This is a genomic window from Ancylomarina sp. YFZ004, assembly GCF_054254355.1.
Window position 1 is genome coordinate 568,978 of sequence record NZ_JBTCHQ010000001.1, and the last position, 25,651, is coordinate 594,628.

The 25,651-nt window shown below is 33.8% G+C and carries 22 protein-coding genes and 2 tRNA genes; 13 read left to right on the top strand and 11 right to left on the bottom strand.

Translation table 11 applies throughout. From position 1 onward, the window contains the following. Nucleotides 1–19: 19 nt before the first annotated feature. Entirely contained in the window at nt 20–1,873 is a 1,854-nt protein-coding gene (gene yidC, locus ACXR6G_RS02255; protein ID WP_458359776.1) for a membrane protein insertase YidC, read from the top strand. Between the two features lie 838 nt (nt 1,874–2,711). Here the strand turns inward: yidC and ACXR6G_RS02260 are convergent. Then, a complete protein-coding gene (locus tag ACXR6G_RS02260; protein ID WP_458359777.1) occupies nt 2,712–3,896 on the bottom strand; it encodes an MFS transporter in 1,185 nt (394 codons plus the stop codon). Nucleotides 3,897–4,130: 234 nt separating this feature from the next. On the opposite strand from ACXR6G_RS02260, the gene ACXR6G_RS02265 reads away from it, so the two are divergent. Continuing rightward, a tRNA-Arg gene (locus ACXR6G_RS02265) sits at nt 4,131–4,205 on the top strand. Between the two features lie 33 nt (nt 4,206–4,238). Then, nucleotides 4,239–4,313: transfer RNA gene (locus ACXR6G_RS02270), tRNA-Arg, on the top strand. A gap of 909 nt (nt 4,314–5,222) precedes the next feature. Here the strand turns inward: ACXR6G_RS02270 and ACXR6G_RS02275 are convergent. The 3 genes from ACXR6G_RS02275 to ACXR6G_RS02285 all read right to left on the bottom strand — a co-directional run bounded on the left by ACXR6G_RS02275 (nt 5,223) and on the right by ACXR6G_RS02285 (nt 8,543). Next, nucleotides 5,223–6,464 carry a sensor histidine kinase gene (locus ACXR6G_RS02275; protein ID WP_458359778.1) on the bottom strand — a complete coding sequence of 414 codons (1,242 nt, stop codon included), beginning with the start codon at nt 6,462–6,464 and terminating at the stop codon, nt 5,223–5,225. 356 nt (nt 6,465–6,820) lie between these two features. Then, nucleotides 6,821–7,771, bottom strand: coding sequence for an alpha/beta fold hydrolase (locus ACXR6G_RS02280; protein WP_458359779.1), 951 nt, complete (start codon nt 7,769–7,771; stop codon nt 6,821–6,823). 361 nt (nt 7,772–8,132) lie between these two features. Beyond that, nucleotides 8,133–8,543 (bottom strand): hypothetical protein, encoded by a 411-nt coding sequence (locus tag ACXR6G_RS02285; protein WP_458359780.1) that lies wholly within the window; start codon nt 8,541–8,543, stop codon nt 8,133–8,135. 471 nt (nt 8,544–9,014) lie between these two features. Here ACXR6G_RS02285 and ACXR6G_RS02290 point away from each other — a divergent pair, with 471 nt between their 5' ends. The 5 genes from ACXR6G_RS02290 to ACXR6G_RS02310 all read left to right on the top strand — a co-directional run bounded on the left by ACXR6G_RS02290 (nt 9,015) and on the right by ACXR6G_RS02310 (nt 10,817). Next, a complete protein-coding gene (locus tag ACXR6G_RS02290) occupies nt 9,015–9,167 on the top strand; it encodes a hypothetical protein (protein ID WP_458359781.1) in 153 nt (50 codons plus the stop codon). 103 nt (nt 9,168–9,270) lie between these two features. After that, complete coding sequence (locus tag ACXR6G_RS02295) at nt 9,271–9,969, top strand: hypothetical protein (protein ID WP_458359782.1); 699 nt, start codon at nt 9,271–9,273, stop codon at nt 9,967–9,969. A gap of 37 nt (nt 9,970–10,006) precedes the next feature. Then, the gene (locus ACXR6G_RS02300) at nt 10,007–10,162 is read left to right on the top strand and encodes a hypothetical protein (protein WP_458359783.1); all 156 of its coding nucleotides are present in this window, start codon (nt 10,007–10,009) and stop codon (nt 10,160–10,162) included. 17 nt (nt 10,163–10,179) lie between these two features. Then, entirely contained in the window at nt 10,180–10,554 is a 375-nt protein-coding gene (locus ACXR6G_RS02305) for a DUF6864 domain-containing function (RefSeq protein WP_458359784.1), read from the top strand. An 8-nt stretch (nt 10,555–10,562) separates the two neighbouring features. After that, on the top strand, nt 10,563–10,817 hold the full coding sequence (locus ACXR6G_RS02310) for a hypothetical protein (protein ID WP_458359785.1): 255 nt from the start codon (nt 10,563–10,565) through the stop codon (nt 10,815–10,817). 64 nt (nt 10,818–10,881) lie between these two features. Here ACXR6G_RS02310 and ACXR6G_RS02315 read toward each other — a convergent pair whose 3' ends face one another. The 4 genes from ACXR6G_RS02315 to ACXR6G_RS02330 form a co-directional block, all read right to left on the bottom strand. After that, nucleotides 10,882–11,379, bottom strand: coding sequence for a hypothetical protein (locus ACXR6G_RS02315; RefSeq protein ID WP_458359786.1), 498 nt, complete (start codon nt 11,377–11,379; stop codon nt 10,882–10,884). Nucleotides 11,380–11,383: 4 nt separating this feature from the next. Next, on the bottom strand, nt 11,384–11,788 hold the full coding sequence (locus ACXR6G_RS02320; RefSeq protein WP_458359787.1) for a hypothetical protein: 405 nt from the start codon (nt 11,786–11,788) through the stop codon (nt 11,384–11,386). A 371-nt stretch (nt 11,789–12,159) separates the two neighbouring features. After that, on the bottom strand, nt 12,160–14,184 hold the full coding sequence (locus ACXR6G_RS02325; RefSeq protein WP_458359788.1) for a cache domain-containing protein: 2,025 nt from the start codon (nt 14,182–14,184) through the stop codon (nt 12,160–12,162). Between the two features lie 22 nt (nt 14,185–14,206). Then, nucleotides 14,207–14,764: a hypothetical protein gene (locus ACXR6G_RS02330; protein WP_458359789.1), complete on the bottom strand. Its 558-nt coding sequence runs from the start codon at nt 14,762–14,764 to the stop codon at nt 14,207–14,209. Nucleotides 14,765–14,959: 195 nt separating this feature from the next. On the opposite strand from ACXR6G_RS02330, the gene ACXR6G_RS02335 reads away from it, so the two are divergent. Then, nucleotides 14,960–18,031, top strand: coding sequence for a histidine kinase (locus tag ACXR6G_RS02335; RefSeq protein ID WP_458359790.1), 3,072 nt, complete (start codon nt 14,960–14,962; stop codon nt 18,029–18,031). Between the two features lie 6 nt (nt 18,032–18,037). Here ACXR6G_RS02335 and ACXR6G_RS02340 read toward each other — a convergent pair whose 3' ends face one another. After that, nucleotides 18,038–18,859: an aminotransferase class IV gene (locus ACXR6G_RS02340; protein ID WP_458359791.1), complete on the bottom strand. Its 822-nt coding sequence runs from the start codon at nt 18,857–18,859 to the stop codon at nt 18,038–18,040. A gap of 212 nt (nt 18,860–19,071) precedes the next feature. Between ACXR6G_RS02340 and ACXR6G_RS02345 the strand changes: the two genes are divergently transcribed. From ACXR6G_RS02345 to ACXR6G_RS02355, 3 genes are all read left to right on the top strand, one after another. Next, complete coding sequence (locus ACXR6G_RS02345; RefSeq protein WP_458359792.1) at nt 19,072–19,455, top strand: bacteriohemerythrin; 384 nt, start codon at nt 19,072–19,074, stop codon at nt 19,453–19,455. An 85-nt stretch (nt 19,456–19,540) separates the two neighbouring features. After that, complete coding sequence (locus ACXR6G_RS02350; protein ID WP_458359793.1) at nt 19,541–19,822, top strand: hypothetical protein; 282 nt, start codon at nt 19,541–19,543, stop codon at nt 19,820–19,822. 96 nt (nt 19,823–19,918) lie between these two features. After that, complete coding sequence (locus ACXR6G_RS02355) at nt 19,919–22,720, top strand: prolyl oligopeptidase family serine peptidase (protein WP_458359794.1); 2,802 nt, start codon at nt 19,919–19,921, stop codon at nt 22,718–22,720. 102 nt (nt 22,721–22,822) lie between these two features. Here the strand turns inward: ACXR6G_RS02355 and ACXR6G_RS02360 are convergent, their stop codons facing one another. Together ACXR6G_RS02360 and ACXR6G_RS02365 are read right to left on the bottom strand one after the other, a co-directional pair. Next, nucleotides 22,823–23,584, bottom strand: coding sequence for an MBL fold metallo-hydrolase (locus tag ACXR6G_RS02360; protein WP_458359795.1), 762 nt, complete (start codon nt 23,582–23,584; stop codon nt 22,823–22,825). A 66-nt stretch (nt 23,585–23,650) separates the two neighbouring features. After that, entirely contained in the window at nt 23,651–24,613 is a 963-nt protein-coding gene (locus tag ACXR6G_RS02365) for a bile acid:sodium symporter family protein (protein WP_458359796.1), read from the bottom strand. Between the two features lie 199 nt (nt 24,614–24,812). Between ACXR6G_RS02365 and ACXR6G_RS02370 the strand changes: the two genes are divergently transcribed. Next, a complete protein-coding gene (locus ACXR6G_RS02370; RefSeq protein WP_458359797.1) occupies nt 24,813–25,589 on the top strand; it encodes an EI24 domain-containing protein in 777 nt (258 codons plus the stop codon). Nucleotides 25,590–25,651: the final 62 nt, after the last annotated feature.

The following is a 25,651-nucleotide window of genomic DNA, read 5'->3' on the forward strand; positions in this document are numbered from 1 at the left end:
CTAAACAGAAAAAGAATAAATGGATAAAAATTCAATTTGGGGATTAGTCATTATTGGAGCCATTTTGATTGGGTATACTTACCTAACCAAACCTTCGGCTGAAGAATTAAAGACTATTCAAACCCGCGACTCTATTGCTAGAGTTGAAAAAGCACGTGATCTAGAATTAGAGACTGAGCAACTGACTGCTATGAAGGCCATTGAGGCTGAAAAGCAAAAAGATCCAGTACATCTGCAAGAAACGTTTGGTGTATTTTCTTCAGCGGCAGCTCAAAAAGAAGAATTTATCACTCTTGAGAACAAGCTTGTTAAGATTAAGGTGAGTAATAAAGGTGGACGTATCTATTCAGTTCAGCTTAAAGACTATCAAACACATGATTCATTACCATTAATCCTTTGGGAAGGTGATAAGAATCGTTTCGGCATGAATTTTTATGCTGACAACAAGTCGATTGACACACAAGATTTATTCTTTTCGACTGATGCTGGATTTGATAACATCGATGCTAGCTCTAGTCAAAAGACTTTAAGCATGAAGCTTAAGGCTAATGACGATCAATACCTTGAATATGTTTACACCTTAGCTCCAGATAGCTATATGCTTGACTTTGATATCAAAGTTATAGGTCTAAACAACATCATTTCTCGTAGCCAAAGCGACTTAACATTCAACTGGCAAGCCGATATTTATGGTAAAGAAAAAGGTCGCGATAATGAAAATATGTACTCAGCTCTTTATTATAAATATAATGGAGATGAAGACGACAGTGTTGATAACTTAAAACAAGGTGGTAATGATGAGGAAGATATAACAACTAAAGTTAAATGGATCGCTTTTAAGCAACAGTTCTTTACTTCAGCCCTTATAGCAAAAGATAACTTCAAAGGGGTTAAGTTGAAATCTGTAGATATGGATGAAAATTCTCCAATTTTGAAGAATTTCTCTGCTGAGATTTCACTTCCATATAGTGGTGATGTGAAAGAGAGCTACCCTATGAAGTTCTATTTTGGACCAAACCATTACAAAACGCTTAGAAAATACGGTAAGGACATTCAATTAGAAAATGTCATCAATTTAGGATGGGGTATTTTTGGATGGGTTAATAAATACGTCGTAATTGAAGTTTTCAACTTCCTTGAAAAGTACATGAGTAATTATGGTCTAATTATTCTGATTCTGACAATTCTTATCAAATTGGTTTTATCGCCTCTTACATATAAGTCGTACTTATCAACGGCAAAAATGAGAGTATTAAAGCCTCAGATTGATGAAATAAACGAGAAGATTCCGAAAGATAAATCAATGGAGCGTCAGCAGGCGACCATGGCTTTGTATAAAAAGGCCGGGGTGAATCCGATGGGTGGTTGCTTACCAATGGTGGTACAGTTCCCTATTTTGATTGCTTTATTCCGATTTTTCCCTGCATCCTTTGAACTTCGTCAAAAAGGTTTCCTTTGGGCAACCGACTTATCGTCTTATGATTCAATTGTAACTTTACCTTGGGATATTCCAATGTATGGCGATCATATCTCATTGTTCTGTATTTTGATGGCAGTAACCAACTTAGTTTATACTAAGATGAATGGTCAGATGCAAACATCGAATCAGATGCCAGGTATGCAAGCTATGATGTATATGATGCCAGTGATGTTCCTTGTTTGGTTCAACAACTACGCATCAGGTTTATCATACTACTACTTTATTGCAACATTATTTACAGTTGTTCAAACTTGGGCAATTCGTAAATGGATGGTTGATGATAATAAGGTATTGGCTATGCTTGAAGCTTCGAAGAAAAAGCCGGTTACTAAATCGAAATTCGCAAAGCGTTTGGAAGATGCGGCTAAGCAAGCAAGTAAGAAAAAGAAATAAGACAAAATAATTTGTCTGAAAGTAAAAAAAAAAGAGTCTCGTTTGAGACTCTTTTTTTTTGCTCACTAGTCTAATGTGTGAGACAGCACAATGCAAAAACATTTCAATATGTCCATTTTGGAAGAAACTTAAAACACATCAATAATCGCACACGACTACTTAACTTAAACTATTGTCCACTAATTACTCATCCCGATAAGTATCGAGGATAACACAAATTGTTTTAGTGTATTTATCTATTACTGTATAGGCTTCTTAACTCACTTTAATTTGAGAAAATCTGTGAAATTTGTGGCTTTCAATTTTTGTATGAAAAAAACGGCATATACACTGACCCAAAGGCAGCTTTCATAAATAAACACAAATTCACAAATTAAATTTGATTCAAAAGCTTAATCAATATATTCACATATTTGGAAGAAGCTTAAAACACGTCAATAATCGCACACGACTACTTAAACTATTGTCCACTAATTACTCATCCCGATAAGTATCGAGGATAACACAAATTGTTTTAGTGTATTTATCTATTACTGTATAGGCTTCTTAACTCACTTTAATTTGAGAAAATCTGTGAAATTTGTGGCTTTCAATTTTTGTATGAAAAAAACGGCATATACACTGACCCAAAGGCAGCTTTCATAAAAAAACACGAATTCCCAAATTAAATTTGATTCAAAAGCTTAATCAATATATTCACATATTTGGAAGAAGCTTAAAACACATCAATAATCGCACACGACTACTTATATCTGATTGCAGGACAATACAAAAATATTTCAATATGTCCATTCTGGAAATTATGCCATTATGGGGAATTACTGTAAATGAGGAAGACTTAGGGCTTATCTTTACGATCTGTTTTAATAATAAAGAAGAGCGTGAAACCTCCCAAGAGGAAGATTATACTACCAGCAAAGATTAAGGCTTCTCCAATGCTAAAATGGTCGCTATACCAGCCTAAGAAGGGTGCGATGATGGCAAATAGGATGCGAATAATAAAATTTCGCAGAGAAAGCACCGTAGCTCGCATATCCGAAGTGGTTATTCTATTGATATAATCCTTGAGTATAGGTGTTGCAATCCCCCTAATAATATAAAAATAGAAGAGGCAAATAATACCCAATTGTGTGGTCATGACACCTGACAGAATAAAACCAGAAGAAAGTCCGATGACGATCAACAATGATGTTCCAATTTTACCCAAACGGCTTTCGATTCGATGTGCAAACAGAGCCGTAAAACCAACCGTTAGATTCAGAAGAGTCCAAATCACACCAATTCGGCTCACATCCATATCGAATTGCTTTAAATAGGGCTGAACAAACCAAGCCAGCGAAAGTGTGGCACAACCAAAAATAGACGAATAAAGGATATTGAGTCTCAAATGTAGGTTTTCCCACAAGGCATAGCGAACGACCTTTAGAATGTGTATAAAGCCTCCCTTAGAGCTATCTTTACTCCTTTCAACCTCCATCAGCATCATGGAAGCAGGTATGGCCATAAAAGCGATAAAAATCTGGAATATAAATGGGGTTCGTAAACTGATTAAAGCCAGGCTACCTCCAGCAATTCCCGCAAGAGCTTCGGCAAAATTACCCACCGACATCATGCGACTCTCCTGCTTCAAATAAGTTCCCTCCTTTTTATCCTCCAACAAACTATCGTAAAGCAAGGCGGAATCGGCTCCCGAAATAAAACTAGAGCCAACACCCAAAACAAGCTCGGCCAGTAAAAAACCATAAAAATCGGAACTGAAGCCATAAACCACAAAACCCAAACAGCCCAGAATACTTCCCAAAATTAAGGTTTTCTTCCTCCCCCATATATCAGCAAAATAGCCCGAAGGAATTTCCATGATGACTACGGCAACAGAATAAAAAGCTTTTAGAGTTAAAACATTCTGCATACTCAAACCATTCTCCTGATAAAAAAGGACAATAATGGGCATGGTCAACATGAACCATTTTGCCAATTTGATAATATAGAGTTTGGGAATATTAGAGGAATAGCTCCTGGCCATAGGTCTTTTTATTTATTCTTTAGCATCCGAAAAAGCTCGAAACATGCGAATTTAGTAAAGGGAAGAACGAAAATAGACATGTATTTGAAAAAAAATAAATAAAAATTTGAAAATAGATATTCTGACAGTTAGAGAATTAGCTTGTACTTGCAGTAAAACCTAAGAGAAAAGGACAAAATAAGTTGTGAGAGACAAAAATTAATCCCTATATTTGCATCGCAATTAAGGAAAAATGGTCCAGTAGCTCAGTTGGATTAGAGCAATAGCCTTCTAAGCTATAGGTCCCAGGTTCGAGCCCTGGCTGGATCACTTTATTTTTTTGCAACATTACATTTATAGGATGGTCCAGTAGCTCAGTTGGATTAGAGCAATAGCCTTCTAAGCTATAGGTCCCAGGTTCGAGCCCTGGCTGGATCACAAAGACGATACGAAAGTATCGTCTTTTTTTATGCCTAAAAACACCACATTATCCTTTGGGTTCTACCCCAAAACTCAAACAAATATTTGAAGGAAATTAGGATCACATTCATTTTCTGGGTCTGGTTCGGAATCGTTCTAATTAAGCATATATTTTGGATTCTATTTTAAATCTTTCGCTAGAGCCGCTGGGCTTTTACTTTTCTCCTTAGATGAGAAAAGTAAACAAAAGAATCAAGTCAGCCTGATCCTTGTTCTGCCTCTGAAACAGAGCTTCAGCACGCCTCACGGCAGGCTGACAAAGCCCGCCCAAAACTTTTTTGATAAAAATATGATTAAGATTGTGAGACGGATTTTTATATCTGGCCTCGGCAGCGCAAGTGGGGCCCCATAGGTGAAAAAGGTGTTAAAAACAGAATGCTGTTTGAGTGAGGTACGAACGAGTTCAGTTTATTCACGAATATAAATCTTAATAGGTGTTCATTATCTCACTTCGTTCGGTAGTTTAGCCCTTGAACCGTGATGGGTCACTGAGTGCCGGAGCCATTGATTTTTGTTACTTTTCATCAAGGCATTGACAAATCATGAATTCCTTAATTTAAAATAACAATATGAATAAAAGTAAATAAAAAAAAAGTTTGTATTATGAATCTGATTTTGCTGTGAAACAAATTTCCCAAGAATTGATGAAAGTGAAATTCTCCCTATTTTAACAAAGTAAGATTATTCATCTATACCCAGAAATCTCTCTTGATCTTCTTTGAAAGGAGTTGTAGATATTGAGTCTTTCTTATTGTGTTTAATAAAAACATTTGAGTAATTATATAATTAGACCCAACTTTTACTGGTGATCCATAAGTAGCTTTTGGTTTAGTTCAAAAAAAAAGGGTCTTTACTATCATATAGCAATTATTTCAGATCACATGTTGTTATATTCTTTTCTTTGTAAGGAATGAAAAAAGAGAATACACTTCCCTTCCCAATATCACTTTTCACCCTAATTTCGCTACCGTGTTTTTCTACAAATTCCTTACACAACAACAATCCCAATCCAGTCCCTCTTTCACCTAAAGTACCAAAAGTTGTTAAAAATTCAGTGGGTTTAAATAATCTGACTAAATTTTCAGAATTAATCCCAACTCCTTCATCTTTCACGCTGACTTCAACACCCAATTCGGTATCAATAACCGATAAATAAATATTAGTCTTTGAATGAGAAAACTTTATTGCATTGGTTAATAAATTCCGAAGAATGGTCATAAGCATATTTCGGTCAGCGTAAATAATTTGACTGGGTGAAGTTTGATTATGAATGGTAATATCTTTTTTCTGCGCAAGATCCGATGCCAATAATATACAAGCCTCAATTATTTTATATAAATTAACGTTCGTCGGAAAAAAAAGAACTTCATTTCGCTGACTATTAGCCCATGCCAAAAGGTTTTCCAAAAGATCATAAGTCGAATTTGCTGATTTCTGAAGCGCCTTTAACATTTCTGTAATTACACGGGTATCATTTAAATCGCAGTCTGTGAGCATCATCTTTGTGAGTTGTTTTAAGCTACCAACTGGACCTCGTAAATCGTGCCCTATGATAGAAAACAACTTATTTTTTGAAGCATTTGATTCTTTTAATAATTTTTCACGATTCTTAAGGTTGTTCTGTAATTCGATACGATCGGAAATATTCCTACATAATGACACGACTCCAATTATCTCTCCTTTGTGGTTTTTCAATGGTGTATTTCTAGTATTATACCATTGAACTTTTCCTTTCAGATCTATTTTATAGTCGCGACTATAAGTTTTATTTCCTTCAAGGATATGTTCATATGCTTCATCAAAAAGTTCGATAATTGATTGAGGCATTACGTCTCTATAATTCTTGCCAATAAAACCTTCTGGGCTTAATAATAAATCTGTATTTTCAGATTTGAAATATTCAATAAAATTCCCATCCATATCAAGAATAAACAAAAGGTCATCTATTGAGTTGATGATATCATGAATAGAAACTTTATCATTCAAATCTTCCAAATAATAAAAATCCATGTTTTGTTCTGCCTGAATGAGAGGAAAAGAATTCTTCAATTCTTTATTTTCTCTTTTCAATGAAATGATCCGATTTTTAAGTTTATTAATATCTCCCATATCGATATAACTCCCTTTATTGACTTGTGACTAACTATTTTGGAACAAACATGTGACTGGCATATCACATGATACTTTACCCTAATGAGTTCTCTTAGAAAGATACAAATTTTCTATTAATAATCATACTGCCAAATCGAGCAAACTCATCGCAACAAAAATGCCGTAAGCTTGCTTAGATTAAGGGATTAAGAATCACTTCCGTTTCAATTTACTACTTGCAATTAAGTTCAAATTAACATCAAAATTCTTATTGAGTAAAGCCGTTGTTACAGCCCGTTTTTCATTTTCAATCAATACTAGTATTCAATTTTTTAATCAAAATTTCATTTTGTTCTATATCGGAAATGTTGTGCTTAGTACTTGTTATGTTCCTTTACATTTTCTGCAATAGACTTAATAGCCTGCTTCAGAGCTTTATTGAATTCATCAGAGCGATTCATCATAAGAAAATGATCAGCCTTTTTTATAACAATTGCATCAAAAGAGAACATATGTCTCCGATTTGCTTCGTAATCAATCGGCCACAAATCGCCATTGATAGTTATGATTGGGATGTGGATTTCTTCGAAAATTTTAGCCGCTTGTCCTGTAATACTCTGCGACATTAACTCTTCCATAGCACTCAGGGCTACTGAAGGGGGTGCTGCAGACATGTCTGCGATTATCCACTCACGAAGTTTTGCATCCGTATTGGGAGAGAGCATCTGTTGAACAAATTGACGCGTTCCAGACTGAAAATCTTTTTGCAGTGGCGTCAACATCATGTTCAGTTCTTCTCGACTTAAGGGGTATTCAATATTGTGGAACGTATCAACACCGATGATTCCTATTACACGCTGTGGCATTAAGCGGGCTGCTTCTGCAATAATTGTTCCTCCCATCGAATGCCCTATCAGGATGACGTTTTGACTTCCTGTTGCCTCAATAATGGCCAAAACATCTTCTCCAAATCCTTTCATTGAGTAGGTCTCGCGTGTCACCCCCGAATGTCCATGCCCAGCAAGATCAAGCATAACAACTTTGTGTTCCATGGAAAAAGCAAGTATTTGATTACGCCAATACCGGGTATCGCAACTCCAGCCATGAACAAATACAAGTATAGGTTCTCCTGCTCCATAAACTTCATAAGAAATCAGAGCACCGTCTTTCGAAGCAACTACCTGAGGCCATTCTGTTTGAGCCTTGGCATCACAAACTGTAAACAACAAACTTGCAAGTATCAGCACGAAAACTGATATTAAGCGCGATCCTTGTATTATACTCCAGGCTCTTATAACACTATCTTTAAATACTTTATGTTTCATCTTTTGTGTGAATTACGTTTCTGTGTTTTTTTGTAATTAAAAATGAAAATAATGAGGATGCGGTCATTTTTAGTATTAAGCACAAGGTATGTATAACATCAATACTGATATTATTACTTACTGGCTTTCAACTCTTTATTGAATCTGGTCTTTATCTATTTTATGGTCTAATTCAAAAGGTTTTAGTTCATCTTTTCCTGTTTTATAAATATTAGGATTTTGATTTTCACAAGAATTCAAAGCTAATAACACCAATAGGATCATTACTGTTTTTAGCTTTCAAGTAAGGGTTTGAATAAAGAGCGTTTTTAGTGCGCTTTATTCTTTATTGGCAGTCGTTTTACTGTAGTCCCAATGTTGTTTATTTATCAGAAGCATAATAAGCTCTTACCCATGCCTTTATTTGATTATCGGTCATATTATCTGCCTTTTCAGTAGATTTTATCTTACTATGTAATTGGGAGTACTTTTCCGATAATTCATCGATTAATTTTAACCTTGTTTGAGCGGGACCAAAAATTACTATTTCATCAGCATCTACGATACTTTTAATTATATCCTTAAAGAATTCTGCTAATTGATGTCGCTCTCGCTCTAAGTATGTACTATCCTTTACTACATCTTGTGGCCCACCTTTTAATCTTGTTCCGCTTCCCCCTGCTGCATGAAAATCTTCAATGTCAGAGGTAATAATGTTAAGGTGTTCATCTCCTGCTTCAATAGAAACAATTTTTGCTTCTCTTTTGTCAATCCAAATACCAATTTGTTTCATAGTTTTCTTTTTAAGAATTACTGCCTAACGTAAAAGTGTAACATCAATATTGATGTTATTTCTTCTATAATTTTCGGAAAGGTGAATGTACACAGCTAATTCAGGCAGGCATGTTCACCTTTTAGTTTTTACCTTATACATATCTCACTAAAATTATCACATATCAACACGACGCAAATTCACTTACAAATTATTAACTCTTATCAAGTTACAAAATATCAGTCAAGAAATAGCTTGCCAAAACTATCAAGTTTAGCACTCACATTTCTACTGTTTATTTCCCATCTCACTTACTCATTCATTTTGGCTTTAATTATGTATATTTGCTTTACACATAATAAAAATAGAAACGAACTTATTGAAATTGAATCTGATGCTATTTACTGTGCTTATAAGATTGAACACAAGGTTTTATAGGCCGTTGAAATAAACGATACAGACTAGCAGCAAAAACCAATAAAGACTTAAGAAATGAAAAAAAGAATAACAAAAAGAGATATTTTATTTTTTATACTAGGACTATTAACAATGTATGCAATTGAAGTTGCTACAAATTGGAATGCTCATAAAAAAGCCTTTATGGAAGGCTATAATGGTACCAGAGAAACTGAAGCTGTAAAGTAATATGGTATTAATGTGCTGTACCTACAAAATTGAAAACTCGGTTTATAGACCTTTAAATAATGTTACTAACAACAGAAAAGACAGAATACAGATATAAGAACTCATGAAAAAAAAAATTCCTTTAGCAGTACATAAAGCCTTAGAAAGGCTAACAAAACTAAGAGGAGAATACTTTGAGGTTACTAATCCTGATAATTTCCTTCTTAAAGTTGTTGATATTGACAAAGACTCTGACTTTTATTTCAATATAGAGGCCCACAAGCTTGAAAGTGAATATAAGCTACTTATTGATATGAAGCCGCAGAGTGATTTTTTAGTCACGAATAGAAGGACATGGATTCCTCAAAATCAAATAGAGAATCATTTTAAAAACTGGGTTCATATTTTAAAAGGTTACGAAGTTGTTGATACTTTTTACGATGACCCAATTCTCAAATCATTTGAGAATGATTATTATGCCGAATTTGAACTCATAGACGAAGAAGACAAAATGAGACCTCTTAATCCTAAACACATTTTGTCCTTAGATCGACATTTAGAACTCATCGAAAACAATATTGATAATTATCAAACTGAAAAGAATAAAATTCAAATACAAGAAATAAAAACTGAAGTTAAAGATATAAGGAGCAACTTAACCTTAAGATCAAAAGAATGGATAGCCAAACGCCTATCAAAAGTTTGGGCAAAACTAACTAAACATGGCACTCCAATTATAAAAGAATTTCTTACCGAAGCAAAAAGAACAGCTATCACCGAAGGCATTAAATTTATTACGGAACTTGCCAGCCAAACTTGCTAAGTTAAAAACACACTACTAAGGATATAAAAAGAATTAAATGAAACGCCACGACCAGCAAAAAAGGAAATATCGTAGTTACGAAGAAAACGACATGCGTCGTATGTGGCAAACCCCAAAAGGTAATTTGATTTTTGCTGGCATTATCTTGGTGATTGTCTTAATCGTTGAATTTGCAAAATACTTAAATCAATAAAAAAACTATAATACACTATGTGGACAATTAAACGAACAAAAAGGGACGATTCGAAGAAAGTACTGCTAAGCGAAAGTACATTTTGTTCTTTAGACCAAGTATTAAGCTTTGAACTATCAATAGATGATAATACCCACGTACCTATAGAAATAAATTTTATTGTTAAAAAAGATAAACAACAAAAAAAATTTCTGACACACTCAAGTGAATTAACTAACAGGGAACTAACAATTACCTACTACAACCCAGGCACTGGATCTTCAGGCCCCCTAAAACCACTAACTATTTTAGAAAACGATCTATACTATTTCAAGGTAATACATCAAACTACCATGACAGCTAACTCCGAAACATATCTATTAACAATTGAATTTTTTATTCAAAATAAATAACTGGGGATATGAGAGAATGGACCACATACACAAAAACTAAAAATGGAGACGGCTCATCTGAAAACAGTGATAAGCCCAAAATAATTGAATATATCCTCATAAAATTAACTGATAATTTTTTAACAATTGCTGTGTTTATCCTTTGTATTTTATTTGGTACACTAGGCTTATTTTACATTAAGGCAGATTCAAATATAACTTGGGCACTGCATGCTTCTGAACTTTCACTAGGAGTATTTCTTGGATTAGCTAAAAGAAAATAATTGCAACAAGCACAAAAAAAGGAGACCCATTGGGACCTCCTTTTTTTATTCTAATGATATCTTTTTATATCCCACATTGTAACAAGCTCTTATTCAGCTCATCCTTTTTGTGATTATCAATAGCATCACAATCTCTAATATAAGAACGCAATATCTCTAAATTATTTAAACACAGCTTTACTAATCTGCCACTAGGGAGAGATGTTACACCATCGTTTTCTATATTTGATATTGTATTTTTACTAAAGCCTAAAATCACACTTAATGTTGATGCTGCAATACGATACTTACTTCTAAATTCTATAATTTCATTGGGTGATACTGCACCTTTAGAAATCAGATAAGCACTTTTAAGTGCTTTCATGTTACGGCATATTTGTTCTTTCGTATAGTGTCTTTCTTTCTTCTCTTTATTGATAATACCAGTATCTTCATCTACTTCATAATCTAAATAATACGCCTCAGCAAATATCAATTTCGTGCCCTTAAAAATCTTTTCTACAGACCTTTGTAATTCATTAGTGGGTTTATTCTCTCTTGTTAATACTTTTATTGCTTCCATAATACTAGTTTTTAAATGCTTGTTCCATAGGATAATCAGGAATGTGATTTGAGAAAATTAATATTTGTAATCCATCAGCCTCGATCCCGTACTTTAAATAAATCTCAATATCTTCTTTTCCCACAAATGCACGAAATGCACATACATTGAAATCAGCACTTCCTGATACATCTATTCCTCTATAATAATTCTCCGTTGAAAGATTTAGAATCGTATGTTCAATATTATCTGGAGTGATATCGTACTGAAGCATCAAATCTTCCAATTCAGAACTTGCCTTACCTGTAAAGCTTATAGTAACTCCATTTGAAATTCTTTTTCTTGTTTCGTTAATAAAATCCTGTATTAGTTCGATATTATCAACAGTATATGGTAATTCCGTCATCGAAATAGAAGTAGATGTGTTCATAAGTATTTAATACAAATATATAGTAAAAAAAACAATATTCCCAATGATTGGGAATACGACACCTTTTCTCCCATGCTAATCCTAATCTTCTTTTTCTTCTCCAAGAAAAAAAACATGACAACACAATTATTCTATTTAGCTTAAATAAGCCGTTTAAAACAGAATTTTAAAGAGGTGAACCAGCAAAGCTGTTTGATTTATCAAAGAGCAGTACTTCTAAAATATAGGCTAATTTGACACCTGTAGTGGTGATACTGGCAGAATAAAAAAGGAGAATAAAACATAGGTTTTATTCTCCTTTTTCTTTTGTGACAAATGAGCAAAAAAAATCCTCCTCAAAATAGTGAGGAGGATATCAAATAGGTGTTTATCTAATTATGTGAGTTCTTTTGTTCCAAAGGAATTTTAAAATAGAAAGTACTTCCCTCTTCCGTTTCCGATTCTACCCAAATTGAACCCTTTAGGTGTTGCACAATTTGTCTGGCAATACTTAAACCAATACCTGTTCCGCCATAGCTTCTTGTGTAAGATTCTTCACCTTGTCTGAATCGGTCGAAGATATAGGCTTGCTTTTCAACTGGAATACCAATACCTGAATCTTTCACCCAAAATATCATAGCATCCTTCTCATGCTTATAATCCACTTCAACCTGTCCTTCTTCGGTAAATTTCAGTGCATTATCAATCAAATAGCTCAATATTTGCTTTAGTCTTATAGAATCAAAATAGATATGTGTTTCTTCTAGTCTGGCAGGATCAGGAAAAACCAGACTAAGATCCGATTTCCCATTATTCTCTTTAATCAGCTCAAATTTATCTTTAAGCTCAATAAATATATTCTGTAATTTAAAGTTTGAATAGCTAATATTAACCATACCAGACTCTAATAATGAGAAATCAATAATATCATTTATCAATGCCAATAGGGAATTACTACTATTCACAATATGACCAATAAATTCATTTCTAAGCTCAGAATTAATTCCATCTTGCTGCAAGAGCTGAGAAAAGCCGACAATCGCATTCATTGGCGTTCTAATCTCATGAGTCATATTCGAAAGGAAAGCAGATTTAAGTTTATCTGAATTTTCTGCAAGTTCACGGGCCTGTACGAGTTCATTTTCTTTTTTGACTCTGGTATCAATCATGACATTAATAGTAGCAGCCATACTCTTGAAATCAGAAAAATTAAGCTTCTCAATATCAATCTTCACCGATTCGGTCGATGCCTTTTTAAAGAATTCGTTAAATGAATCAATACTTTTATTCATTCTTGATGACAAGAGTCTAGCAGCAAGAAATAATAGTACAAAAGTCAGCACGATTAGTAGAATAACTCTTAAACTATAACTTATTAATCTATCATGTAACTCAGCCTTTCTTAAGGAAATTTCTTCCTCAAGACTATCTGTATGAAAGCCGGATCCTAAAATCCAGTTCCATTCGTCAATATCAAAAAGATAAGTCACCTTTTCTCCTTTGGCCATGTTATACCTTATAAAACGGGCTTTCTTTTCGCCTGTGGAAAACAATATTTTTCTTGAGATATCAATATCATTATCCTCTTCGAAAGTTCTATAATTTCGACCCTGGTATATTGCATTTTCATGAAGCAAACATGTTCCGTTTTTAGAATAAATAAAAAAGTAATTCTCTTCATTTACTTTCATATTTTTAATTCTCTCAATACAATCTGCCTGAATCGACTCTAGAAAATCATCAGCATAAGCAAAACTCCCCATATACCAATTGAGCGGTTTAAACTTCTTGATATATGATATCTTGGTATAGGCATTAAACTTATTGGGTATATTCTTTGAACCCTTATACTTAACAAAGCTCTCGTCTGAATCCTTTAAACGATCTAGCTCACTCACAACCAGCTTATTCTGATTAATATCTTTATAATTAAGTAAAGATTTCCCTTCCCATTGGGGATTTCGAGGATAGAGAACACCTACCCCTTTGAGCGTATTTATGAAAATACTTCTTTTTTTGGAGTTAAATTTAAAGGCAGATACAGCTTCTTTAATCCGTTGTTTTATAACTCCTTCTGATAAGGTGTTTTTGTTAGTCTTATATATATGTAGAGCAATCTCATAGGCTTGATCTACATTAGTCTTTAGATTTTCTTTAATGAGTTCTTCCAATTGATTTTCTCTGTACTCGATATAATCTGTACACTTCTTAGTATTCAGAATCAACATGGACTTATGCTCTTCAATATAATTCTCTCTAAGCGAATTAGATTCTACATTAAATTTAGAATACTCATTATAGATCCAAATACTCCCAATGATAATGAGAACGAGACTTGATAAGGAAGAAAAAAGAAGAAGGTAGGCTCTACCAATGCTTATATTCTGAAAATGTCTGAAAAGATTTAATTGTTTCAAGGCATTAAATTTTAGTCGATGATTAACGAAAGTTATCAATTATGAATTTGAATATGGGATTAAAAAGATCAAAATTCCTTTTAAGCTCTTCAAGTACGATATCATCAATTGGATTAATTGAGTCTTGTTTTATACTCGAATAATGATTCAAAACTGGTAATTGGTATCTCTTTACATTCAAATTTAATATAAAATGAGGGATTATACGATATTCTGCACGTATTGTAAACTGATTTTCTTTAACATATTCATTATCAATTAGAAAATTATAGATATCAATAAAATGAACTGAGGAGTTCCCTAAAAAACTACGGAGTTCAAATTTTTGGACCAATGGTATTTCATAAAATAAGGCCAGCTCTGTATTCGCTGAGGGCAAATACTCAATGATAATCCTATTCAGATTAATATTAACATGGTTGAACTCAAAAGACCATTTTAAATCAGAATAAGTCTTGAGTTCCTTTTTTAAGCCATATAAAAGTTTCAATCGAGGAAGAACCGTGATTGTAAAATTCGTATTATAAGCAAAAGACTCTTCTGCTTGAGATATATTTTGTTGATTTAATTCAGCTTTCATATTTAAAATATTTAAACAAACACTCAAAACTAAGAAATATCGGCTTAAACAGCACATTTTTAAAGGAATTTTCACTCAAATAAAACATGCCGAACTCTTGATAAAATAGGCTTGATGTTCATACAACATACCTGCAAATGTAATTTGACAAACTTGACAGTTAAATTATTAAAGCATATTCCCTATTATTGTACTATGCTTAGAAAAACTTTAGCCAAACATATAAATATAATCTTATTGATACTGCTTAGTACATGCCTGTCAGAAGCATCAAGCCGTTTTCAATCTACATATACACTAAACGATGGCTTACCAAGTGATAATATTCATCAAATCTTTAGCGATTCGCGAAATATCGTTTGGGTAGCTACAGATGCTGGTTTTTTTGAATTTGACGGAGGGAAAATAATTATCCGTAAGGAATTACAAGAACTATACGGAGAAAGAATCCTATCAATATGCGAAGATAATGATACGAACCTTTGGTTAACAGTTGCCAATTTAGGTCTTTGTTATTATGATGGTTACACAATTAGAATTTACAGCCATGAAGACTTAGGCTTGAAAAATGGTATTCAAACGGTTTATTTCGATAGAATGCTAAATACACTTCTAATTGGAACAAAGGAAGGCGTTTATAAAGTATCTATTGCTAATAAAGAGAAACTTGAATTAACACCTCTGGAAAGCAATAGTAAAACAAACATTTCAAGCTTCGTTAATAATAACAATAAGTTGATCGCTATATCAGATGAATTTCAAAGGATCTTTGAATGCAATTTTATAAAAAACCAACTGGATCTATTAAAAAGAGACGAGTACCTACCAATTATAGCCTTCAACGAATTTAACAACTCTCAACTTAAAAACGATCTTGCTTTTAGTAAGGAAGCATTTAAAATTCGTAATCACCAGGATGGTGAAATTGAATGTGAAATAATTCAAGTAAATCAGGCTAAAGATGAAAAATTTTATCTGGTACGGTATTTTATAGCAGGTATCGAACACCGAAAAGTATTAAGAGTCTTTGATCAACAAGTTGAGGATTTCTCGGCCTCAAATAATATTGAAGATGTTTTTGTACAATCAATTTTCGTAAATAAGGACGAAGGCAATATTTGGCTAGGCACCAGAAATAAGGGCATATTACATTTCCAAAATTCGATGTTTCAATACTTTAATGCATCCTATTTTCATCTGGATGATCTAACTATCGTAGATATTGAAACTGATAAGAAAGGCTATATCTATATTGCGACCAATAATGAGATCATATATTTTAAAGAAAATAAAATTCAGAAACGAATTTCGACTTCAAAACTATGCACCATAAGTAAAGGCTGCAAATCGGCAGTTTGCGAACGAAGAATTCAAATTTTTGATATCTTAAATGATGGTAAATCGAAACTATGGTTGGCAACTAATATGGGATTTTACACTCTCAATTTGAAAAATGATGAGATAAATTTTCTAGGAATAAGTCCAGCAACAAAATTCGAATTCACTGCTAATAATGAGCTTTGTTGCATATGGGACAATGAATTTATTGTTTTTTCAGGCAATAACTTTCAAAAGAGAATCTTTACACATAAAATCTCAGAATCAACTGAAATTGAAGTGAGTCAAATAACATCTAACAAAAAAGAAATTTGGTTCTCTACGAAACAAGTCGGTCTTTTCAGATATGAGTCAAGTAAAATTGAACAGTTTACTAAAAAGAACTCAGAGATTCATAATATCATCAATGACTTTCTTATTCTACCTGATGGTAATATGATTGCTGGTGGAAATAATGGTAGTATTTACAAATTAAAATACGAAGATAATGAGCTTCACATTTTAGGTATCATCGACCAAAATCTAGGTCTTTCGGGCACCTCAATACAGGGTTTTCAGTATATAGAAGATGGTTATTTATGGTGTGGAACAAACGAAGGTGCTTACCGTTTCGATTATAAATATTGGGAATCAGATTCTACAATTCGTTATCGCTTTTGGAATCACAAAAAGGGGTATAACGATCGAAGTGGCAAAAGCTCCATAGTTGATAAGGATCAGAATATCTGGGTAGTAACAAACACTCAGCTTCTGAAAATCACAAATTCAATGGTTGATCAGGTTGAAGAAAGCACCTGCTCTCTAAGCCTGAAAAACATACAGATTTACAATAAAGATTGGCTACGAGATCCATCTAAAGTTTGCCACTGGACTAACAAAATTATTGGTCCTTTAGATCTGTTACACAATCAAAATTATCTAACATTCTCATATGGTTTCCAAAATTGCTTAAATTCAGGCGAGAATGCTTATCGATATCAATTAAAAGGCTTTGATAAAGAATGGTCAGATTGGAGCTCAAATACTCAAGCTGTTTATTCCAATCTTCCAAGTGGAAAATTTATCCTAAACATTCAGGGGAAACATCTAAATAAAGCACATACCATTCCTTTCTCAATCAATATATCTATAGCTTACCCCTGGTGGAAGAAGCTTTGGTTTTACGCCATTACATTTGCAGCTTTAGTGGGGCTTATAATTACAGGCATGCGAGTTTACACTCGTAAGATTCGCAAAGAAGAAGAAAAAAGGAATGAGATAAACACGCGTATTTTAGGTCTTAAAATGAAAACCCTTCAAAATCAATTAGATCCACATTTCATTTTCAATGCACTTAACTCGATTCAAGGTTATATTCTTGAACAAGAAACTGAAAACGCGCTAGATTATCTATCTGACTTCTCTACGGTTCTCCGTAAAAACATTAATAATGCTGATAAAGATTACATTAGCCTTTCAGACGAAATTGCATATTTAAAGCACTATGTGAAGCTAGAGCAAATGCGTTTCATGAATCATTTTATTTTTGAAATCGTCTTGAGCAAAGAAATAAACGCCTACAATTATCACATTCCTCCTATGTTGATACAGCCTTTTATTGAAAGTGCCATTCGATTTGGTTTATCCTCCTCTAAGGGAGATGGCTTAATACTTATCAATTTTGATTTAGAAGACAGTCGTTATATTAAATGTACGATTGAGGATAATGGTATCGGTCGTTCTAAATCGAAAGAGTTTGATGCTGAGAGTCGTAAATCATCTCACGAAAAGACAATGAAAATTATTCAAGAAAGAATTTCCTTGCTGAATAAAATGAATAATAATATATTAAAATACGATTATAAAGTCTTCGATTTATACGATGAAACTCAAAATGCTGTAGGAACCAAGGTTGAAATAGGCTTGCCTTTCCAAAAAATAGATAATTAGATTCACTTATGATTGTTGCTGTATATAGTCAGCCAACTCATCTCTATATGATTTTAAAAGGGACTTAAGTAAATGATGATTGACATCAAATGATAGGGCATTGATATTTCGAATGGGAAGTATTTGTGGTGACGTTCCGGTTAAAAATGCTGAATCGTATTTAGAAAGGCTAGAAAATGCTATTGTTTCTTTTAAAATAGGCACTCCCACTCTTTCACATATCTCAATTATTTTAGAACGAACAATACCATTCAGCACCTGATTATCTGGGGCTGTTACAAGCATATTGTCTTTAATAAAGAATAGATTGGACCGACTACCTTCGGTGATATTCCCAAGATTATCCATTAAAATCACTTCAAAAACATCAGGACTTTCTATTACCGTATTGGTATATGTACGAAGCTTGTGATCATATACTTTGGCATTAGGATTAGGACGTTCAGCATTATAGACGATTGTACTAACACCCTCTTTATATTCTTGTTTACTCGGATATTTGTGATGTACGAAATAGCAATAAAAATTGCGATCGTTATCATGAATATTAAACACAATCTTAATATTTCCTTCTACAACTCCATTCGAAACGATTACGAGTTCAATTTTCTCAACAAGTTCACGATAGTTTAACCATACAAATTGCCCAACCTTGTTTGCAGAACGTTCCAAGCGTGTCAGATGTTCTTTTAAAAACACGGGTTTAGAATTGACAACACGAATCACCTCATAAAGAGATAATCCAGTTCGAAAAAACTCATTTTTAAATTTAGGGGTATCCTTAAGCTTACTATTGTGTAAATATTTATACTGAGAACATTCATTCATTTCCTTATATTATTCAGGTTTCACACACAAATTAAGCCTTTTTTGATGATTTATTCCTTACAATAAGTTTCAAATTTTAATTGCAATAAAAATTCTTCTTTTTAAAAATTTAGAACCGATTGTAGGAGATTATCATTAAATTTCACCTTAAGTAATTGTAATTGTCCAAGAGTAAATACTTATTCAACTATAACTCACTAAATAAAAGCTGTATGGATTTAATGAAATGGACTTCTGATCTAAGTTTAGATCATCCTCTTATTGACGAACAACATCAGAAACTTTTTGATATTGTGAATCTTTTAATTAAAAATGTAGATGTGAACCAAGAGTTTATAAAGAAAACACTGGTGGATTTAAAAATATACAGCGAATTACATTTTTCTGAAGAAGAAGCTATATTGGCTGACAGAAACTATCCGGGTCTGGAAGATCACAAATTTGAACATCGTTTCTTTCTTCGAAGAATCTCTAGCTTTTGTAAGGAAGTTGTAGATGAAAATAATGAATTATCAAAAAAAATGCTGGAATTCCTCGCTGACTGGATTAAACACCACACATTTGAAGAAGATCAAGATTATAAGAAATACTTATAATTTGGTGTATATTTGCAAGCAATTGCCCAACAGCTTATTTTTAAGCTTAGGCTGATCCTAAATAAAAAAATTAAATACTAAGAATATGGCCAGTAGAAGAGACTTTAAAAAAGATGTAAATTTCTTAACCAACGAAATCTTAATGCGTAGTATTATTCATCTTGAATTCTTTGGAAAAAGAAATGCAGAAGACGTTTACAGCATTATGAACGAAGCTGCCGATGCTCGTAATAACTACATCGCTCGTATCAATCAAAAAATAGATAAAAAGGCCGACATTAAGCCACATTTCAAATTGGTATATGATGATTTGTTAAATTCAACTCATGATCTTCTTGAGAAAATTGACAATTTGGATATCGACTAGAACTTAATATCAAACATTTACAAATGCAAAGGCTATAAGTCTTTGCATTTTTTATGCGACCACAACCAACAACAACAACCAAAAACAACTCAACTAATGAAAAAGTTATTATTCACACTAATTGTTAGCTCAATACTTTCAATGGGTATGGCTCAAACGAATAAACGAGCCTTGAAGCATAGCGATTACGACGGATGGAAAGACATCAGAAGTCATAAAATATCAAATAATGGCGATTGGCTTAGCTACGAAATCAATCCTCAGCGAGGTGATGGTTATCTTTACCTTTATCAGCATTCAACAGCGAAATTAGATTCTTTCCCAAGAGGATATGCTGCCAAATTCTCAGCAGACTCTAAAAGCCTGGTATTTAAAATTAAAGCTCAATTTGATACCATAAGACAAGCCAAACTTAAGAAAGTAAAATCGAAAGATTTACCTAAAGATTCCTTAGCTACCTTAAACCTAGCAAGTCATAAACTAGAGAAATACGCCAACTTAAAATCATATAAAACAGCCGTTGAAAATGGTGAATGGATGGCTTTTCTACTTGAGACTAAGAAAGTAGCGAAGGACACAACTAAAAATGCCCCAAAGGCTAAAAAGAAGAAGAAGAAATCAAAAAAAGACAAAGCTGAAGTTGGCGATTTAAAACTCAAAAATTTACTGACTAACGAAACGATTTCCTTTTCAAATGTGAGTGATTACACAATCTCTCGAAATGGACAAGCTGTATCATTCATCACTCAAAGCCAAGATAGTATTTCTGAAGCTAAAGTTTCAATTCTGAATTTCGAAGACAAAAATTCGATTCAAGTTTTTCAGAATGTAGGATTAGCCAAGAAACTGAGCATTGCTGCAGATGGAGATAAATTAGCTTTTATTTTTTCAGCAGACACCACTAAGCAGAAAGTCTACAATTTGCAATACTTCGATACAAAGTTGAAGCAGTCTAAAGTGATCTTAAATTCAGAAAACATTGAGGTTGCCAAAGCTTGGTGTGTGAATGAAAATAGCGAATTGGATTTCTCCAGAAATGGTAAAAACCTGTATTTTGGTATCGCTCCAAAAGTAGAAAAAGAGAAGAAGGATACGCTTTTAGATACTGAAAAATACAAACTAGATATTTGGAGCTGGAAAGATCCTTTGCTACAGTCGGAGCAAAAAGTGAGTCTTAAAAAAGAACTTAAGAGAACTTACTTAGCAGTTTACAACACGAAGAAAAAAACAATCAATCAACTTGCTGATAAGAATCTACCAAGAGTCAAACTATACGATCATGGTAATGCAAGTTTAGCTTTAGGAAGTTCTTCTTTACCATATCAAATGGAAGAGTCGTGGAACGACTGGTTCAGAGATTACTATTTGGTTAATACAACAACTGGTCAATCAGAATTGGTATTAGCAAAGAAAAATGCTAGAGTTGCAATTTCACCATCTCAAAAGTACTTATACTGGTACGAAACAGCAGATAGCACTTGGAATGTTTACACGATTGCAAACAGAAAAGCACGAAAATTAACCGCTGATATTCCTTACAACTTTTACTCTGAAACTCACGATACACCAAGTGATCCAAGCCCATATGGTGTAATGGGATGGACTGATGATGATAAGCATATCCTAATTCAGGATCGCTACGACATTTGGAAAATTGATCCAAAAGGAAAAGAGAAAGCGATAAACCTAACAGAGGGATTAGGTCGTAAAGAAAACATCCGTTTTAGCTACGTAAAACTCGATAGAGAAGAACAAACAATAGATTTAAATCAGACTATATTATTGAAAGCTTTCGGAGAATTCAATAAAAAATCAGGTTTCTATCAATTAGCCGATGGGAAGTCGCTTAAACAGATCCGTTTCGAAGATGTTAGCTATTCATACCCGATTAAAGCTAAAAATGCAGATCGATTGGTGTGGAAACGTTCTACATTTGTTGACTACCCTAACCTATGGTTAAGTGATTCGAACTTTAAAAATGAAAAGCAGGTTTCTGATGCAAACCCTCAACAAAAGAATATACTATGGGGAAATGTTGAACTTGTTGATTGGGTTTCTGGAGACGGAGATAAATTACAGGGCATGTTGTTTAAACCTGAGAATTTCGATCCCAATAAGAAATACCCAATGCTCGTTTATTTCTACGAACGCGTAAGTGATCGTTTACACAAGCATTACGTGCCTCAACCTAATTGGTCTATTATCAATCCGACTTACTGCGTGAGTAATGATTACCTGATTTTCATGCCAGATATCACCTATCCAAAGGTTGGACATCCGGGAGAGAGTGCTTACAGCTCGATTGTAACAGGGACATTGGCTATGATGGATCGTTTCGATTTTATAGACAAGGATAAAGTTGCCTTGCAAGGTCAAAGTTGGGGAGGTTATCAGATTGGACATTTGGTGACAAAAACCAACCTATATAAATGTGCCATGTCTGGAGCTCCAGTTAGTAATATGACTTCGGCTTATGGTGGAATTCGTTGGAAGAGTGGTCGTAGTAGAATGTTCCAATACGAGCATACTCAGAGTCGAATTGGTGGAACGCTTTGGGAAAAGCCTTTGCACTATATCGAGAACTCGCCAATTTTCTCAATACCAAAGATCAAAACACCTTTACTAATCATGCACAACGATCATGATGGTGCTGTGCCATGGTATCAAGGCATTGAATTCTTTGTGGCTATGCGACGATTACAGAAGCCTTGCTGGTTACTTTCATACAATAAAGAAGCACATAACTTAAAAGGCCGTGCTAACCGTATGGACTTATCCATACGAATGATGCAATTTTTCGATTATTACCTAAAAGGAGAAGCTGCTCCTGCCTGGATGATTGATGGCATACCTGCCATTAAAAAAGGCAAATATGATGGTTACGAGTTAAAAAAATAAACATACAGAAAGACCTCAAATATAATATTTGAGGTCTTTTTTTAATAGATCAATTTGGTTTATACCATTTAGCTTTATAGCTCAAGCTATAGTAATTTGGTATTAAATATTTATTTGCAAGCCATCGTAGGCCATAAAAACATTCTTTGGTAATTCCTTAGATACCTCTTCGTGAAATCCCAGCTGATGGCTAAAATGAGTTAAGTAAGCAACTTCAGGCTGAAGCTCTTCGATTAAGGCCAAAGCTTCTGATAGCGTAAAGTGAGACAGATGTTTTTCTCTTCTCAATGCGTTCAAAACAAGAACTTTTAGACCTTGCATTTTCTCTTTTTCTTCTTCAGAGATATAATTGGCATCGGTAATATAGGCTAAGTCATCAATTCGATAACCATATACGGGTAATCTAAAATGCTTCGCTCTAATGGGTATAATCTGAGTTCCATTGATATTAAAAGGCTTGTTTTCTACAGTCCATAAATTTAACTGAGGAATACCCGGGTATCTAAACTCGGCGAATACATAAGCGAATTCCTGCTTTAATGAGGCTTGCACACGTTCTTCAGCATAGATATCCACTGCTTTCTTATTTACCCAATTAAAGGCACGCACATCATCCAAACCTGCAGTATGATCTTTGTGCTCATGCGTAAAAAGAATAGCATCAAGCTTCTCAACCTGAGCTCTCAGCATTTGATAACGGAAATCAGGTCCACTATCAATAACAAAGGTTTGATCATCGACTTCAATTAAAACAGATGTTCGCAATCGCTTATCCCTTTTATCTGTGGATAAACAAACGGGACATTTGCATGCAATAATGGGTATTCCCTGAGAGGTTCCAGTACCTAAAAATGTTAGCTTCACTCTTTGTAATTAATGATTAGTAATTAATGATTTACAATTAAATCATAAATTGAAACATGATTACCTTTATTCCCGGTTCTCGGGAGGCCTTCTTCCTTTAACCTTTAACCTTTTCTTCCTAAATTCCATTCTAAAAGAAAGATAGAGCAGATATAACAACACAAAAATTGCCATAACAGCAGAAGGAATGGCGGCTTCTTTACCAAATAGAGTTAAAGCTGTTACAACGGCAAATCCAGAACTCTTAATCGTAAGTAGTAATTTTTGAGTCATTGCAATCTCTTTTTTAACGCCTAGTCGAGCAGCGACAAACTCATAGATCCAGCCTAAGCCAAATATACTAAGAAATAGGACTAAAGCGACGAGAAAAAGCACTTCAAAATTTGAGAAAAAAACTTGTCTATTTAGACCAACTGCAGTAAATATCAATAAGGCAAAACCCCAATCGACAACTTTACCTCTCACCTTTTCAACAGTTGGTTTAATAGGTTCCCAAAGTAGAAATCGTGAAATAATCATAGGAATCAAAACCAGCTTAATCATCGTCATAAAAAGCATACCAGAATCAATGCCACCATCCACATTACTCAATAAACCAACAATGGCTGGTGCTAAGAAAATAGAACTGATAAAGGCTCCCAAAACACCTACAATCCCATATTTAATATCTCCTTCAAGAATATGAGAAAAAGGTATGACAGCTAATCCAGGTGGCGTTGCAGCTATAACCACAAAACCCAGAAATAACTCTGGAGTTGGCATCAGAAAATAGGCCAGACTAATAATAACAGTCCCAAAAACGAGGTAATTGAGAACTGAACCCAACAATAGGGGTTGAATCATTTTCTTCAGAGGGAACAATGCTTTGGTGCTTAAGCCTGTTGTCGAGAAAATCATCACAACAGCTAAAATGTAGAAGGTATACGTTTTTAGATATTCAGCCCAATCGCCAATAGTTAAGCCCAATATAACAGCTAGTATTAAAACGAAATTTCGGTCACGTATAATTCGAGTAAGGAATCTTATCATCATCAATATTTTTGTAAAACAAAGATGATACAATTCAGTCCCAATTCAAAATGATTCTAAGTAATAAAATTATGCTGTTTTTTGGTTTCAATATTCGGATTATACTGGCAAGTTGTTAATTTTAAAATTTAATAAAGGATTAGCCTTATTCGGCTTATCTTTTTACAGATCTTTACATCTCAATTTTAACACCTTTTATATGAGTTTTTTCAAAGATTTCAGCTTTGGCCTTCGTAAATATTCTGAAGCATTAAGTTTCATTTTCAAAAAGAAATTAGCCTGGTTTTTCTTATTCCCCATTGCCTTCAACATTCTTCTATTCTGGTTTGGTTGGGATATGGTCAACGAATATTCAGATGCAGCAAAGGTGTATTTACAGAGTCAATTTGAATTGCAGCAAGGTGATTTTTGGGGTTCAGGATTTCTTAAAACTGTGATGGACGCCTTTGTATGGCTCACTTTTAAAATTATGTTTTTCCTTCTTTTTGCCTATTTAGGCGGTTATATCATCATTATTCTGATGTCACCTATTTTCTCATATCTATCTGAGAGAACCGAGAAGATAAAAACGGGTGTAGACTATCCTTTTAGCTTTATTCAGCTACTGAAAGATGTGCTTAGAGGAATTGTAATTGCTTTACGAAATTTCAGCATAGAGCTCGTATTAACGGTACTGATGTTTGTATTGAGTTTTATTCCTATTATAGGTTGGTTTGCAGCTATCATGCTTTTCTTTATTTCAGCTTACTTCTATGGCTTTTCGTTTATGGATTACGCTCTAGAACGCAAGAAGCTAAATCTAAAGCAGAGTATTCAGTTTATGAGAGAGAATAAAGGAATTGTAATAGCTAATGGCTTTGTATTTTCCCTATGTCTTATTATTCCTTTCTGTGGTGTTTCACTCTCTAGCTTTGCCGCAGTCATCTCAGTTGTTGCAGGAACTCTTGCAATAAGCGAGATGGGGACAAGAGACTAACAATCTGTCAAATTATCCGATGATATCTTTAAGTATCGACCATTCATTGGATAAACGAATCA